General features: G+C 66.9%; 13 protein-coding genes and 1 pseudogene. 8 read left to right on the top strand and 6 right to left on the bottom strand.

Annotated features, from left to right (window positions below):
* The 3 genes from ACVKN3_RS05520 to ACVKN3_RS05510 are packed head-to-tail and all read right to left on the bottom strand — an operon-like array spanning position 1 to position 2,824.
* Entirely contained in the window at positions 1 to 1,347 is a 1,347-nt protein-coding gene (locus tag ACVKN3_RS05520; RefSeq protein ID WP_354513668.1) for a GldG family protein, read from the bottom strand.
* Positions 1,347 to 2,102, bottom strand: a complete 756-nt coding sequence (locus ACVKN3_RS05515; RefSeq protein ID WP_354513670.1) for an ABC transporter permease — start codon at positions 2,100 to 2,102, stop codon at positions 1,347 to 1,349. Before ACVKN3_RS05515 ends, ACVKN3_RS05520 begins: the two co-directional genes overlap by 1 nt.
* Positions 2,099 to 2,824 carry an ABC transporter ATP-binding protein gene (locus tag ACVKN3_RS05510; RefSeq protein WP_354513672.1) on the bottom strand — a complete coding sequence of 242 codons (726 nt, stop codon included), beginning with the start codon at positions 2,822 to 2,824 and terminating at the stop codon, positions 2,099 to 2,101. Before ACVKN3_RS05510 ends, ACVKN3_RS05515 begins: the two co-directional genes overlap by 4 nt.
* Before the next feature lie 241 nt (positions 2,825 to 3,065).
* Between ACVKN3_RS05510 and ACVKN3_RS05505 the strand changes: the two genes are divergently transcribed.
* On the top strand, positions 3,066 to 4,259 hold the full coding sequence (locus ACVKN3_RS05505) for a DesA family fatty acid desaturase (protein ID WP_285404222.1): 1,194 nt from the start codon (positions 3,066 to 3,068) through the stop codon (positions 4,257 to 4,259).
* 207 nt (positions 4,260 to 4,466) lie between these two features.
* On the opposite strand, the gene rpmG is transcribed toward ACVKN3_RS05505, so the two are convergent.
* Both rpmG and rpmB read right to left on the bottom strand, forming a co-directional pair.
* Positions 4,467 to 4,631: a 50S ribosomal protein L33 gene (gene rpmG / locus ACVKN3_RS05500; protein ID WP_036109728.1), complete on the bottom strand. Its 165-nt coding sequence runs from the start codon at positions 4,629 to 4,631 to the stop codon at positions 4,467 to 4,469.
* An 11-nt stretch (positions 4,632 to 4,642) separates the two neighbouring features.
* Positions 4,643 to 4,879 (bottom strand): 50S ribosomal protein L28, encoded by a 237-nt coding sequence (rpmB, locus tag ACVKN3_RS05495; RefSeq protein WP_036109731.1) that lies wholly within the window; start codon positions 4,877 to 4,879, stop codon positions 4,643 to 4,645.
* Positions 4,880 to 5,183: 304 nt separating this feature from the next.
* On the opposite strand from rpmB, the gene secB reads away from it, so the two are divergent.
* From secB to ACVKN3_RS05470, 5 genes and pseudogenes are all read left to right on the top strand, one after another.
* Positions 5,184 to 5,675 (top strand): protein-export chaperone SecB, encoded by a 492-nt coding sequence (gene secB / locus ACVKN3_RS05490; protein WP_036138212.1) that lies wholly within the window; start codon positions 5,184 to 5,186, stop codon positions 5,673 to 5,675.
* 3 nt (positions 5,676 to 5,678) lie between these two features.
* On the top strand, positions 5,679 to 6,722 hold the full coding sequence (locus ACVKN3_RS05485; RefSeq protein ID WP_285404217.1) for an NAD(P)H-dependent glycerol-3-phosphate dehydrogenase: 1,044 nt from the start codon (positions 5,679 to 5,681) through the stop codon (positions 6,720 to 6,722).
* Between the two features lie 115 nt (positions 6,723 to 6,837).
* A complete protein-coding gene (locus tag ACVKN3_RS05480) occupies positions 6,838 to 9,849 on the top strand; it encodes a DEAD/DEAH box helicase (protein ID WP_456991336.1) in 3,012 nt (1,003 codons plus the stop codon).
* Between the two features lie 106 nt (positions 9,850 to 9,955).
* Positions 9,956 to 10,231: pseudogene (locus tag ACVKN3_RS05475) on the top strand (type II toxin-antitoxin system RelE/ParE family toxin); the annotation flags it as partial.
* Positions 10,232 to 10,254: 23 nt separating this feature from the next.
* On the top strand, positions 10,255 to 10,539 hold the full coding sequence (locus tag ACVKN3_RS05470; protein WP_354513677.1) for an addiction module antidote protein: 285 nt from the start codon (positions 10,255 to 10,257) through the stop codon (positions 10,537 to 10,539).
* Between the two features lie 24 nt (positions 10,540 to 10,563).
* Here the strand turns inward: ACVKN3_RS05470 and glk are convergent, their stop codons facing one another.
* Positions 10,564 to 11,604 (bottom strand): glucokinase, encoded by a 1,041-nt coding sequence (gene glk, locus ACVKN3_RS05465; RefSeq protein WP_285404209.1) that lies wholly within the window; start codon positions 11,602 to 11,604, stop codon positions 10,564 to 10,566.
* A gap of 227 nt (positions 11,605 to 11,831) precedes the next feature.
* Here glk and ACVKN3_RS05460 point away from each other — a divergent pair, with 227 nt between their 5' ends.
* A complete protein-coding gene (locus ACVKN3_RS05460; RefSeq protein WP_285404208.1) occupies positions 11,832 to 12,926 on the top strand; it encodes an ABC transporter ATP-binding protein in 1,095 nt (364 codons plus the stop codon).
* A 173-nt stretch (positions 12,927 to 13,099) separates the two neighbouring features.
* Positions 13,100 to 15,418, top strand: coding sequence for a TonB-dependent hemoglobin/transferrin/lactoferrin family receptor (locus ACVKN3_RS05455; RefSeq protein ID WP_354513680.1), 2,319 nt, complete (start codon positions 13,100 to 13,102; stop codon positions 15,416 to 15,418).
* The last annotated feature ends 1 nt before the right edge of the window (position 15,419 follow it).

The following is a 15,419-nucleotide window of genomic DNA, read 5'->3' as shown; positions in this document are numbered from 1 at the left end:
TCAGCGTCTCCGGCGTCGCCACGCGATGCCCACGCCGATGCCCAGCAGCAGGAGGGGCAGGGCGACGAGGAAGCCGAAGGTGAGCGCATTGAGCCCGTCCTGCGACAACGCGATGATGCGGTCGGGCGCGCCACGCGCCGGCAGGTTTACCAGCACGTCGTCGCCGAGCAGCCAGTCGAGCACGCGCTCGCCCAGGGCCCGGTTGCCGCCGTTGCCGATATACGTGTTGGAAAGGAAGTCGCCATCGCCGATCACGACGGCGCGCTGTTCGTTGCGATCGGGGCGCGGCGACAGGCGGTTGAGCGCGAAGCCGAAATCCAGCGGACCCTTCAGCTCGCCGGCCTCGGGATGGAACGCCACGGTGGAGGCATGCGCGTTGTCGATGCCGCCGAACGCGGTCCAGCTACGCTCGCCCGAGCGCAGGAACGGCACCACGGCCCAGTCGTGATCGGACACCTGCGCCAGTGCCGATACCTGCGGAAACAAGGTGCTTTCGTGGAATCCCCGGGTGATGGCGTGGAAGGGGTAGTCCCCCGCGACGACCAGGCGAGGGTCGGCGACATTCAGGGTGCTGCCCTGGCCATCCACCAGCACGCCGGGCAGCACCCGCACGCCGAGCGCCTCGGCGAGCGGACCGGTGCCCAGGTCGTCGTTGCCCGGCTCGGTCAGCCACAACAGGTTGCCGCCGTCGCGCAGGTAGTCCACCAGTGCGGCGACGCTCGCCGCCGGCAAGGGCGCGCCGGGGCTGGCGAGCACGACCAGGTCGGTGTGCTCGGGAACGCCGCGTGTCTGGCTGAAGTTGAGCGGCACCGCGCGGATGCCGCGGCGTTCGATCTGGCCCATGAAGGTGCCCAGGTCGGCATTGGCATGGCCGTCGGCCTGTCGCTCGCCATCGCCGGTGACGAAGGCGACCACCCGCTCGCCACCGCGTGCCAGGCGTTCCAGCGCGTTGGACAGGTTGCGCTCGTTGATCGGGCTTTCCACGCGTTGTTCGCGGCCCTGGTAGCGCACCAGCAACGCGCCGTCGCCGGCGATGCCCAACTGGCGTGATGCCGCCGGGTCGAGGTCGGGATCGACGAAGGACAGGTGCAGATCCTTCTTCTGGCGCGTGTAGCGCTCCAGCACGGCGGCGATCTGCTCGCGCAGCGGGCCGGTCGGCGAGAGGTAGCCGATGACCTCGACGGGGCCGTGGAGCGCGTCCAGCACGGCCACGCTTTCCGGTGCCAGGCTGGCGCGGCCACCGCGTGTCCAGTCCGCCGTCCACACATGACGCGAGCTGAGGAAACCGAGGCAGCCGGTCGCCACCAGCAGGCCCAGCAGCACCAGCCAGCGATCGAGGCGGCGCATCACTGGCGCTCCCGGTCGGCGCCGAGGCGGCGGATGGCGAGTGTCAGCGACAGGGCGATCGCCAGCGCGAACCAGGCCAGGTCGGACGACATGACCAGTCCGCGGATCAGGTGCTGCAGGTGGGTCGCCATGGCCAGCCATTCGAGGAAGCCCCCGCTTACGCCGGCTGCCTGCGCGCCGCGGTCGATGGTCCAGAGGGCCAGCGTGACGATGAGCGACATCGCCGCCGCGATCGCGGGGAACGCCGTGGCGGCCGAGCAGGCAAGGCCGATGGCCGCCAGTGTCGCTAGGAACAGACTCGTGCCCAGCGTGGCCGCGGCGAGCTTGCCCCAGTCCGCAGTGGAGGCGGCGCCCACGCACAAGGGCATGGCCACCGTGGCCGCCAGCCAAAGGGCGAGCCAGCCCAGCACCGCGAGGTACTTGCCCAGCACGATGCGTGTCGGCGACAGGCCGGTCGATGCCAGCAGGGCCAGAGTGCCTGCGCGGCGCTCCCCGGCCAGCTGCGTCATGGTCATCAGCGGCACCACGAGGAAGGCGAGTTTGGCCAGTTCCGCCAGCAGCGGGATGGCGACCAGGTCGGTGAATCCCGGCGCGTCGGCGCTGCCGGCCAGCTTCACCTGGGCGCCGAGGAACTGGCCCAGGCCGAGTACGAACGTCCAGGCCAGCCAGGCGATGGTGAGTGCGGCAAGCGCCCAGGCCAACGGACGAACGAGGAGGCGGCGCCATTCCAGGCGAGCGACAGCGGCGACGGTCACGCGTGGCCTCCCGTGGCGATACCGAAAAACACGGCTTCGACATCGCCACGGCCGTCGGCGTCATGCAGGGGAGCGTCGTGCCGGAGCCGCCCCTCGTGGAGGATCGCCACCCGGTCGCAGACGGCCATCACTTCCCCCAGCACGTGGGTGGAGAGGATGACGGCGGCGCCCGCCGCGGCGCGTTCGCGGATCAGCCCACGCAGTTCGCCCACCTGGATCGGGTCCAGCGCGTTGGCCGGTTCGTCCAGGATCACGAGCACGGGCTGGTGGACCAGGGCGCACGCGAGCCCGAGGCGCTGGCGCTGGCCCTGCGACAACACGCCGGCAAGACGCCGCCGGAGGTCGCCCAGCTGCAGCCGGGCGACGATGGCATCGGTGGCTTGCCTGGCGTCCCTGGCGGTAGCACCCCGAAGTCGCGAAAACGCCAGCAGGTGTTCATCCACGGACAGCTCGGGCCACAGCGGCGCACCCTCGGGCAGCCAGCCGAGCTTTTTCCGGGCCAGGGAGGGCCGCGCGACGACGTCCTCGCCGTCGACCTCGATCCGGCCACTGTCCGGTCGGAGGGCGCCCGCGAGCATGGCGAGGGTGGTCGACTTGCCGGCCCCGTTCACCCCTAGCAGGCCGAGGACTTCACCACGGTTCAGGCTGAACGACACGTCGTCCACTGCCAGCCGTCCCACCCGGCGGCGGGAGATCCGTTCCACGTTCAGCAAAAGCGACATGGTCACGGCGCCAGGGGCGCGAATGACGCGTAACGACGGGCATCGTGCGCGCAAAATGCCGCAACGGATTGACCATGCTGAACGCGTAAGGGATCTGTCATCCCGCGATTGTGCGCAATGGAGTCCGGAAATCACAACAGCCGGCTTCACATCTGGCCATTTTCCAGGCTGGTGGGTATGGGATTGGCTCGCTAGACTGGCACCTGTACGACACCTTCACTCCCCGCGCGGTACCGACCTGATGTTCGACACCCTGCTCGATTTCCTGGCCAACGGCCTCACTCGCGCCAGCTGGGGCGAGATAGCCATCTATGTCCTCGTGGTCACCCAGCTCACCATCTTCACGGTGACGCTGTATTACCACCGCAGCGCTACGCACCGCGGCGTGGATTTCCATTGGACCCTCAACGGCTTCTTCCGTTTCTGGGGCTGGCTCACCACGGGCATGGTGGTGAAGGAATGGGTCGCCATTCATCGCAAGCACCACGCCAAGGTCGAGACCGAGGAAGATCCGCACAGCCCGCAGGTCTTCGGCATCAAAAAGGTGTTCCTCGACGGCGTATCGCTCTATCGCGAGGCCAGCTACAACAAGGCCGACATGGAGAAGTACGGCCGCGGCACCCCGGATGACTGGTTCGAGCGCAAGCTGTTCGGTGCGCACCCCTACTGGGGCCCGGTCCTGATGGCCTTCATCGACGTGGCGCTGTTCGGCGTGATCGGCATGGCCATCTGGGCCGTGCAGATGGCCTGGATTCCGTTCTGGGCTGCCGGTTTCGTCAACGGCATCGGCCACTGGTGGGGTTATCGAAACTTCGAAAGCTCCGACACCGCGACCAACATCTCGCCGTGGGGCTTCTGGATCGGCGGTGAAGAACTGCACAACAACCACCACGCGTTCCCCAGCTCGGCCAAGTTCGCCCTGCGCAAGTGGGAGTTCGACATCGGCTGGGCGGTGATCTGCAGCCTGCGTTTCTTCCGCCTCGCCAAGGTGCTGCGCGTGGCACCCACCCTGAACATCCGTCCGAACGTGCACCTGCCGGATTCGGAGACGCTCAAGGGTGTGCTGGCGCTGCGCTTCCAGGCCACCACCGACTACTACCGCAACGTCATCCTGCCGACCATGCGCGAGGAAATGACCCAGGCCGGCGACAGCCTGAAGGCCGTGCCGCGTCGCGTGCGTCGGGCACTGGCCGATGGTGGGCGCTGGCTCGACCACGATGCGCGCGAGCGCATGCATGCGGCGCTCGAAAATCGCCCGGCCCTGGCCACCGTGTGCGAGTTCCGCGCCCGTCTGGTCGCCCTGATGGAAGAGCGCGGCGCCGAGAAGGCGCTGAAGTCCCTGCAACAGTGGATTGCCGAGGCCGAGGAAAGCGGCATTCGCTCGCTCCAGCAGTTCGCCCAGCGCCTCAAGGGCTATTCGGCGATCGGCGCGTAAGCTCACCTGTGCCGTAGAACGAAAAGGCCCGCCATAGGCGGGCCTTTTTTTTGTTTGTATCGCCGCTTCGTAGCCGTGACATCCGATTCGATGTTTTTGCACGGCTTCAGTCGCCAGTGGCGGCGTTGAGGGTTCGCGCACAACGTGCGCTCCTACATCCGCGCGATCCGCGCGGGTAAAAAAAAGCCGCCTTTCGGCGGCTTTTTTTTACTTGATCTTGCCTTCCTTGTATTCCACATGCTTGCGGACGACAGGATCGTACTTCATGAACACCATCTTTTCGGGGGTGTTCTTCTTGTTCTTCGTGGTCGTGTAGAAGTGACCAGTGCCCGCGGTGGAAATCAGGCGGTGCTTATCGCGCTTGCTTGCCATGGTTGATCTCCTTAGATCTTTTCGCCGCGGGAACGGAGGTCGGCCAGCACGGCTTCGATGCCGTTCTTGTCGATGGTGCGCAGCGCGTGGTTGGAAACGCGAAGCTTCACCCAGCGGTTCTCGCTCGCAACCCAGAAGCGGCGCTCGTGCAGGTTCGGCAGCCAGCGGCGGCGGGTCTTGTTGTTTGCATGCGAGACATTGTTGCCGCTCTGCACGCCCTTGTTGGTGACTTGGCATCTACGGGCCATGATGACCTCCTTTAGATTCGTTGGACCGCCCTTTGGCCAGGGTGGCGACGGCCCAGCCACGGCCCGTGTTGCGGGACGCCATGTGATGGCTGGAGGGGGTGGAGCATCCCGTTCGACAAGGCCCGCATCACATGACGGACGTGCCCGACGTATCGGGTCGGCATAGGGAAGCCGGGCATTCTCTCAGAATCCCACCCCGCCACGCAAGCCGGACTGTGCGGCGCGCCGGGTTGTGTGAAACAATCCCGGCTTTCGTGCCAGCGGCACGTATCCCGCCCATACGACGCCTTCGAGGATTCAAGCAATGGCAGACATCACCGTCAACGGCCAGGCCGGCCAGCCGCAGCTCATGCTGCAAAAGATCTACGTCAAGGATGCCTCCTTCGAAGCGCCCAACGCGCCGCAGGTGTTCCAGGAAATGGGCGAGACGGAAACCCAGCCGCAGGTGCAGCTCAACCTCGGCCACAAGGCCGTCGACCTGGGCAACGACCTGTTCGAAGTGGTGCTCAGCCTCACGCTCACCTGCAACCTGGGCGAGCGCACCGCGTACCTGGCCGAAGTCCATCAGGCCGGTATCTTCGGTATCGGTGGCTTCACCGCGGAAGACCGTGACGGCATCCTGGGCTCCTATTGCCCGAACCTGCTGTTCCCCTACGCGCGCCAGATGGTCTCGGCCATGATCCAGGAAGGCGGCTTCCCGCCGTTCCTCCTGCAGCCGATCAACTTCGACGCCCTGTACGCCGAACAGCAGCGCCAGCAGGTCGAAGGCGCCGGTGCTCATCCGCTCAACAGCTGAGCGATGAACGCCGCTTCCCGACCCACCGTCGCCGTCCTCGGTGCCGGTTCCTGGGGCACGGCGTTGGCCGCGCTGCTGGCACGCAACGACGTCCCCACCCGGTTGTGGGGGCGCGATGCCGACGTGCTGGCGGCGATGGCCGCCTCGCGGCGCAACGTGCGTTACCTGCCCGACCTGGATCTGCCGCCGGAGCTCACCTACGACGCCGATCTGGCCAGCGTCCTGCGCGGGGCGGACATCGTGCTGCTGGTGGTGCCCAGTCACGCATTCGCCGCGCTGCTCGACCAGATCGTGCCGATGCTGGAGCCGGGCGTGCGTATCTCGTGGGCCACCAAGGGCTTCGAAACCGGCACCGGTCGTTTCCTGCACGAACTGGTCGGCGAGAAACTGCCCGGGCGCCCCGCCGCCGTGGTCACGGGGCCGTCCTTCGCGCGCGAGGTCACCGCTGGCCTGCCCAGCGCCGTGACCGTGCATGCGACGGACGACGCTTTCGGCAAGGAACTGGCCGTACTGCTGCACGCGCCCAATTTCCGGGCCTACACCGGTAACGACATCCTGGGCGCGGAGCTCGGTGGCGCGATGAAAAACGTGCTGGCCGTGGCCACGGGCGTCGCCGACGGCATGGAACTGGGGCTCAACGCCCGCGCGGGCCTGATCACCCGCGGCATGAACGAAATGCTTCGCCTCGGCGTCGCCTTGGGCGCACGGGCCGAAACCCTGATGGGCCTTGCAGGCCTGGGCGACCTGGTACTGACCTGCACAGGTGATCTGTCGCGCAACCGCCGTCTCGGCCTCGCGCTGGGCCGGGGCATTCCCCTGGCCGAGGCGATACGCCAGATCGGCCAGGTCGTGGAAAGCGTGGTCACGGCCGACGAGGTCGCCCGCCTCGCGGGGTTCCATGGCCTGGACCTGCCGATCTCCGCCGCCGTGCGCTCCGTGCTCCACGGCGAGGTCACGCCCGAGCAGGGGTTGCGCACCCTGATGGGCCGTGAGCAGAAGGCCGAATACCCCGTCGACCTCTTCCCGCACCGCGCACCGGCCGCGTGAGGCAACTCCCGGCTGGCTGAACCGGGACGGTCCGCGGGGTAAAAAGTCCTACGGGCACGCCGTGCCGCCTTTGCTAAGCTTCCTGTTTTGGTCGCGCCGAAAGGCTCGCATACGGATGCATCAACCGGACGACAAGCGCAGGCGTCACGCCATGGCCGACGGGTTACCCGTGGCATGGCAGCGCGCGCTCGTCGAGCCGGCGGCCCCCGAGCCATCGGCCGGTCGTATCGTTCTCGGCTTCTTCCTCGAGGGCGTCAACGACGACCACGAACCGGCCGCCCGCCTTGATGTCGCGCCGGTGCTGCTGACGCTCGGCGAGGAAGGGCGCTATTCGCGGCCCACACCGCTGGACAGCCGCCATCTTCCGGAGGCCGCGCTCACCGTGGCCGAGAAACGCCTGGCCTCGACAGTGCTCGGTCTGCCGCAAACCCTGCGCAAGAGCCGCAGCTACGCGCGCTTCGCCGGTGCACTGGGTGACCAGCTGTTATCCGAGGTGCTCGATGGCGCGCCATGCTTTTTCGGCGGCGTGGCGGGGCTGAAGCTGTCGCGTGGCCAGCCACATGCACTCAGCTGGCGCTGGAACCTGGAGAAGGACGGCAGCCAGAAACTCCAGCCGGCACTTCCCGCCAGCCAGCGGCTGTTCCGCGTCGGCTCGCTGTGGTTCCTCGACGCCGAGCATGCGGAAGTGGGGCCGCTGGAGGGTTCGGCCGACGAAGATACCTGGCTGGACCTGCCGCCCCTGCCGCCCGAAAGCACGGCCGCTTTCATGGCCGGTGTGGCGGGTACGCGCATGGGATCGCGCCTTCCCGCACCGCAGGTCTTCGGCGACATGCGCCGTGCCGAAGTGTCGCCACGGCCCGTGCTCGTGCTGCACGCGTTGACCCGGCACGCCCGGCTCGCCGCCGGCACGCCCCCGCTGGCGTATGGCCGGCTCGCCTTCGACTACGCCGGCGAGCGGCTTCCGGGCCGGGGCGGCGAGCCACTGGTGCGCCGCGTGCGTAACGGTGCCTTGCTGGAGATTGCGCGGCGCCGGGCGGAAGAACTGGCTTCCATGGAAACCCTGGAAGGTGCGGGCCTCAATCCGGCCGTCGATACCGAAGGCCTGCCCTGGGACATGGCCGATACACTGCCCGACGATGCCTGGCTGTTTCCCGGCAAGGGCTATGCCGGTGCGCTGGAAGTGAACACGCCCGCGCGCTGGCTCGCGTTGCGACCGCGACTCGAAGCTGACGGCTTCGTACTGGAATACGACCGCAGCTTCCCCTTCGAGGTGCTGGAAGGGCCGGTGCACTGGTACGGCCAGGCCCACGAGGACGACGCCGACCGCGCCTTCGACCTGGAAATCGGTATCGAGGTGGAAGGCAAGCGGGTCAACCTGCTGCCCGCCGTGGCCCACGCGCTGGCGGAACACCAGCTCAGCCTTAGCCCGACCCCGGGCGAGGCCGAGGATTCCGTCTGGTATGCGCCGGTGGACGAGCGTCGCCGCGTGCCGGTGCGCCTCAAGGAGCTGCGCGGCCTGCTGGCGCCGCTGGCGGAATACCTCGAAAAGCCGCGTCAGCAACTGCACCTGCCGCGCGTGCAGGCCGGCCGCCTGGAAGAACTGGTACAGGCGCTGCCCAGCGGCGGTTCGTTCGAGGCGCCCGAGCGCCTGCGTGGTTTCACCAAGCGCCTGCGCGAGGCGGCGGAGCGCGCCAGCGATGCCGTGCCCGAAGGCCTGCGTGCCGAACTGCGCGGCTACCAGCGCGATGGCCTGCGCTGGATGAACGCGCTGGCCGAAGCCGGCACGGGCGGCGTGCTCGCCGATGACATGGGGCTTGGCAAGACGCTGCAGCTCATCACCCACCTGCTGGCCCTGAAGGAAAGCGGCAACCTGGAATCGCCGGCCCTGGTCGTGGTGCCGACCAGCCTCGTGCCCAACTGGTCGTCCGAACTGGCGCGTTTCGCTCCTGGCCTGCGCGTGCTTGCGCTGCATGGCCCGCAGCGCGCCGAAACCTTCGCCCATATCGGCGAGCGCGATGTCATCCTGACCACGTACGCGCTGCTGCCACGCGATGTGGAAACGCTGAAGAAACAGGCGTTCTCGCTGGTGGTGCTGGACGAAGCGCAACAGGTGAAGAACCCCCGCACGCAGGCACGCCGGGCGCTGCTCGCCATGAACGTGCCACGCTGCCTTTGCCTCACCGGCACGCCACTGGAGAACCACCTCGGCGAACTGTGGTCGCAGGTGGACCTCGCCGTCCCCGGATTGCTCGGTGACGAGGGCGCGTTCCGCCGCCACTATCGCGCACCGATCGAGAAGCACCAGGACATCGAGTGCCAGGACCGGCTGAACCGGCGCATCGCGCCATTCATCCTGCGCCGCACCAAGGCGCAGGTGGCTTCCGAACTGCCTGCCAAGACCGAGATCACCCGCCGCGTGGTGATGGAATCCCGCCAGCGCGACCTTTATGAAAGCCTCCGCCTTTCACTGGCGGAGGAACTGCGCGAGGTGATCGCGCAGCGTGGCATCGCGCACAGCGGCATCGTGGTGCTCGACGCCTTGCTGAAACTGCGTCAGGTCTGCTGCGATCCGCGCCTGGTGAAGCTCGAGGCCGCGCGCGGCGTGCGCGACTCGGCCAAGTTCGAACTGCTGATGGACATGTTGCCCGCGTTGCTGGCCGAGGGGCGGCGGGTGTTGTTGTTCAGCCAGTTCACCGAGATGCTGAAGCTCATCGCGGCCGAGCTCGATCGGCGTCGTATCAGCTACGTCACGCTCACCGGCGAAACGCGCGACCGCGCGGAGCCCGTGCAGCGCTTCCAGGAAGGCGACGTACCGCTGTTCCTGCTTTCGTTGAAGGCGGGCGGCGTGGGCCTGAACCTCACCAGCGCCGACACCGTCATCCACTACGACCCCTGGTGGAACCCCGCCGCCGAAGCGCAGGCCAGCGATCGCGCGCACCGCATCGGTCAGGACAAACCGGTGTTCGTCTACCGCCTGATTACCGCGGGCACGGTCGAGGAGCGCATCGAGGAACTGAAGGCGCGCAAGGCGGACCTGGCCGATGCCGTCCTCGAAGGCGGCGGCAGCCGGGAGCGGCTGAGTTTCGACGAGAGCGACCTGGACGCCCTGCTGGCGCCTCCCCTCTGATCGGAAAGACTGTTTCGGCGGATCAGCTTTTTCCTGCGTAACCGATCGTCCCGATACTTGTAATCCATAGGTCACATGTCGTAACTTATGAGTTACGGTGCGCGGCATGTACGAGATTGCCGAAAGTGAAACGTTCCGCCGCTGGTTGTCGTCGCTCCGCGATCGGTCAGCCGTCACGCGCATCGATGTCCGGCTCCGCAGGCTCTCGCTCGGCTATCTCGATGACGTCAAGCATGTGGGCGAGGGCGTCCGCGAGACACGCATCGATCACGGTCCGGGCTACCGGGTCTATTTCATCCAGCGTTCGGGCGTGCTGATCGTCCTGCTCTGCGGTGGAGACAAGACTTCGCAGCAACGTGACATCAGGAAGGCCACGGCACTTGCCGGCTCATGGGACAAGCAAGCATGCAAGAGAAATTCACTCGCTGGGATCCGGTCGAGCGCCTCGTCACCGAGGCGGATCACATGGCTTATCTCAACGCCAGCCTGGACGACGATCCGGGTGATGGCAGCCTCATTCGTGCCGCGCTGGGCGATATCGCCCGGGCGCGTGGCATGAGCCGCGTTTCACGCGCTGCGGGCATGTCGCGCGAGGGGCTGTATCGCGCCCTCTCGGCGGAGGGCAATCCGGAATTCGCGACGGTCATGCGCGTCATGCGCGCGCTGGGTCTCCAGCTGCGCGCGGCATGACGCCTTCCGGACGTTGCGCCGGCGTCAGCGGCGCAGCGGGGTGCCGCCGGCTTCCACGATGGCCAGCGCCGCGCCACCGATGAGGCCCGGCTCAGGGTTCATGATCGCCTGCGTCGGCACCTGTTCCATCGTGTCGCGGAAGCGACCCTTCGCCTCGAAGCGCTCGCGGAACTTGCCCTTCTGGATCCACGGCAGGAGGATCGGGGTCATGCCACCGGTGAGGTACACGCCGTCCCAGGCGCCCAGGGTCAGCACGAGGTCGCCCGCCACGCTGCCGAAGATGCCGGCGAAGGTCTCCACGGCGCGATCGCACATGGCGCAGCTCTTGTCCGTGGCCAGCTTGGTGATTTCTTCGGGCGTGATGTCCGCGCGCGGCTTCTGGCCGGAGATCTCGCAGATCGCCTCGTAGAGGTTCACCAGGCCCTGCCCGCAGATCAGGCGCTCGTTGGAGACGCGGCCGTAACGCAGATTCAGCACCTTGAGGATCTCGATGTCCTCGGCGCTGTGCGCGGCGAAGCCGGCGTGGCCGCCTTCGGTCTGCAGCACGCTGACCTTCTCGCCACGAATGAGCAGGCCGCCCACGCCCAGGCCGGTGCCCGGGCCCACCACCACGAAGGTCTGCTCGTCCTTGGCACCGATCTTCGGCACCGGGACGGTACCCACCTCCACCAGGTCCTGGTGGCCGCTGGCATCCTTCGCGGAGCTCATCAGCATGACGGCCATGGACTGCGCGGCAAAATCGTTGACCAGGTGCACCCATTCCAGATCGAGCTCGGCCGCGAGGTTTTTCGCCGAGATCGCCCACGGGTTATTGGTGACCTTGACCGTCTCGCCGTTGTCGATGCGGCCGGCCGCGGCAATGATGGCGCGCTGCGCCTCGTGGCCGGTTTCCTTGAAATACTGCTTGGCGGCATCACCCAGGGAGGCGTAGTCCTTGACGTGGTAACGCCGGATACTTTCCTGGATAAGTGGTTGATCCGCTTCCGGATGCGCGATGCCGAAGCGCACATTGGTGCCGCCGAGATCGGCCAGCAGGGTAGGCGCCGCGGCGCTCACGTTGGGCATGTTTTTTCAGACCTGTCAGATCACGGAAGTCCGCAAGGTTGCCTCGCGCGGGCGCTGGCGTCCAGTGACGGTTTGCTCCACGCCCCGTTGACATGCGTGGGGCATTCAAAAACGGTGGCTCGCGACCGACACTTTGACGTAAACGTTTACGCGGGCAGAATACCGCATCGCCCGGGTCCATGGCGGGGCATCTGCCCCCCGGACGCGGGTCAACGGGAGAGTACGTGATGGCAGCAGTCCGCCTCGACAAGGTGCGCAAGGTTTATCCGAACGGGCATGTGGCCCTGAAGGAGGCGAGCTTCGACATCGCCGACGGCGAGTTGCTGGTACTGGTCGGGCCTTCGGGGTGCGGCAAGACCACGTTGTTGCGCATGATCGCCGGGTTGGAGTCGATCTCCGGCGGCACGTTGAGCATCGGCGACCGCGTGGTCAACGATGTGCCGCCGAAAGACCGCGACATCGCCATGGTGTTCCAGAACTACGCGCTTTATCCGCACATGACGGTGCGCGAGAACCTCGGCTTCGGCCTGCGCCTGCGCGGCGTGGACAAGGCGGAGATCGATCGCCGCGTCGCGGGTGCCTCCGACATGCTGGGGCTGGACGAGCGCCTGGATCATCGTCCCGCGGCCCTCTCCGGCGGGCAGCGGCAACGCGTGGCGCTGGGCCGCGCGATGGTGCGCGACCCGTCGGTCTTCCTGCTCGACGAGCCGCTGTCCAATCTCGATGCCAAGCTTCGCCTTTCCACCCGTGTCGAGATCGCGCGCATCCATCGCCGCGTGGGCGCCACGATGGTGTACGTCACGCACGACCAGATCGAGGCGATGACGCTCGGCCAGCGCATCGTGGTGCTCAACGGCGGCGTCATCCAGCAGCTGGATACGCCGATGAATCTCTACAACAAGCCGGTGAACCTGTTCGTCGCGGGTTTCCTCGGCAGCCCGGCGATGAATCTGTTCCACGGCACGCTGCGCCGCGAAGACGGACTGCGCCTGGTGATGAAGGAAGGCACGCTGGCGCTCGGTGCGGAAAGCGATGCGCTGGCCGCCTATCTGGACAAGCCGCTCATCGTCGGTATCCGCCCGGAAGACCTGCTTACTGTCGACGATCATCCCGGTGTCGAAGCTCGGCTGCGAGCCCATGTCGACGTGGTCGAGCCTGTCGGCAACGAAGTGTTCCTCAACATGCGCCATGGCGGGGATGAGCTCGTATCCCGCGTGCCGCCGCACTCCACGGTCCGGCCGGACAGCGAGGTGGCCCTCGGTTTCCACCGTGAGCGGGTGCACTTCTTCGATCCGCAGACCACGAATCGTATCGACGCCTGATCCACAGGCAGCCGGTCGGGTGGTTGTTAATGCGAAGCATTCGCATTAACATGGCGCAGCATCGCACCTCCGGGTGCGGCTCCCCTTGACCGGCGCCAGCCGGAGGCAGGACGCCTCCTTCGCAAGCTCCCGAACCGTGCCCCAGCGGCACGACCTTGCGAAGGACCCTGCACGTGTTACCAAAGCATGCCCTCGCCGCGCTGATCGGCGCGGCACTCTCCTGTTCGCCCCTTGCCCACGCCGATGGTCGCGACGCCGCCGACGCGGTGGCCGCCACGACCACCGACGAGCTGCCGCGCATCACCGTGACCGCGATCGGCTCGGCGTTCCGCTTCGATGTGCCGGCCACCGTGTCGGTCATCGATCGCCAGGCCATGGATCGCCACCTCGTCGTCGATATCCGCGACCTGGTGAAGTACGAACCCGGCGTCTCGGCCGTGGGTACGGCGGGCCGTTGGGGTCTGGACAGTTTCAACATCCGCGGCCTGGATGGAAACCGCGTCGCCATCCTGACCGACGGCGTGTCGGCGTCCAGTGCCTTCGGTTTCTCGACCACCGGCATGCGTGCCGGACGCAGCTTCGTCGATCCGGACACGCTGAAGAGTGTCGAGATCGTCCGGGGCCCTGCATCCGCCCTGGACCCTTCGGACGCCCTCGGCGGCACCGTGCGGTACACCACCAAGGACCCCGCCGACTACTTGCGCGATGGCAAGGATGTCTACGTCTCGGTGAAGGAGCGCTACGGCAGCGCCGATCGTTCGCTGGGAACCTCACTGACGCTGGCGGGCGGCACGCCGAGGAACGGCATCGTCTTCGTCGCCGATCATCGCGAAGCGAACCAGCTCGGCAACACCGGCGATGTCGACACGGCCAACTACTTGCGCACGCGCCCCGATCCGTTGACGCAGAACACCACCAGCGTGTTGGGCAAGTACGTGCATGTTGGCGCGTCCGGACGCGAGGACCGCGTCACGGTCGACATGTACCGTAACCGCGTCGATACCGACGTGCTCAGCGCGCTCGGCCAGGCCGGTACCACGCGGCTCCTGGCGGACGTCGCCGCCGACCGTGCCACGCGCACCCGTGTCTCGGTGGGACAACGGTACGCCGGCATGGACCTGGGCATCGCCGATCGTGTCGAGTGGGATGTGTGGTGGCAGAAGTCGGACACCGAATCGAGCACGCGTACCCTGGCCAATGTGCCCTCACGCACCGCGACCTACGATCGCCTCTACCTGAGCGATCTTAGCGAAAGGTTGTGGGGCGGCAAGCTCACGCTTTTCCGTTCGCTTGATGGCGGCGACGTCGAACAGCGCATCGCCTACGGCGTCGAGGCCTCGCGTACCACGCCGTCGGGCGAGCTGAACGGTCAGGGTAGAAACGTGGCTACCGGTGTCGTGTCGAGTCGTTCGCCCTACATGCCGGAGAACTACCCGCTGCGCTTCTTCCCGCGCAACGATACCGATCGCTATGCGGTCTTCGCGCAGGACGATGTCTCGCTGTTCGACGGTCGGATGCATGTCACCCCGGGGGTTCGCTGGGACCGTTATGCCTTCAGGCCCGATCGGAACGATCCTTACTACGACGGCGCGTTCGTCCAGAACGGGCTCGGCAACGTCACGAAGAGCCGGTTCTCGCCGAAGCTCGGCGCCACCTATGCGGTCGCGGAGAACGTCGAGCTCTACGCGAACTACGCGCAGGGTTTCCGCCCACCGCTTTACAGCGAAATGGCGGTGGCATGGGGCACGCCACGTCTCTACGGCATCGTCCCCAATCCGACGTTGAAGCCCGAGACCAGCAAGGGCGTCGAGATCGGCGTGCGCGGCAATGGCGAGTTGGGCTATTTCTCGGCCAGCACGTACTACAACCGCTATCGCAATTTCATCTATGGCGGATACACGCTGGATCGCAGCCAGTGGCCGCAATGGGCACTCAACCAGAACCTGCTGATCGTCATGCAGGCGGTGAACTTTCCCCGGGCCACCATCAAGGGGGCCGAAGCCTCCGGTGGCCTGATGCTTGGCGCGTTGAGCGACGCGCTGCGTGGCTGGCGCATCCAGGGCAGTTTGTCCGCCGCCCGCGGCGACAAGCAGGTCTACGGTGCCAGCGGCACGTCGCCCCTGAACAGCGTCGATCCCCTGTCCGCCGTCGTCGGCGTGTCCTACGACGCGTCGACATGGGGCGCCGAGTTGATCGGCAAGGGCGTGCGTCGCAAGTCGCGTCTGGACGCCGCCGACACGTATCGCGCGCCGGGCTACGCGACGATCGACCTCTACGCGCACTGGAAACCCATCGCTGCGCTGGAACTGATGGCCGGCGTCACCAACCTGGCCGATCGCAGGTACTGGGACTGGGGATCGTTGCACGGCGGCGTGCTGACCAACGTGGCCACCGGCGGCGGCGTGGACGACGCCCAGCTGCGCAACGCACAGATCGAACGCCTGACCATGCCGGGGCGTGCCGTCTCGGTATCGGCCCGTTACACCTTCTGAG

The sequence above is a fragment of the Luteibacter sp. PvP120 genome (assembly GCF_054055715.1).
Note: the sequence above shows the minus strand (reverse complement) of the source record. Positions and strands in the feature narration are given on the sequence as shown.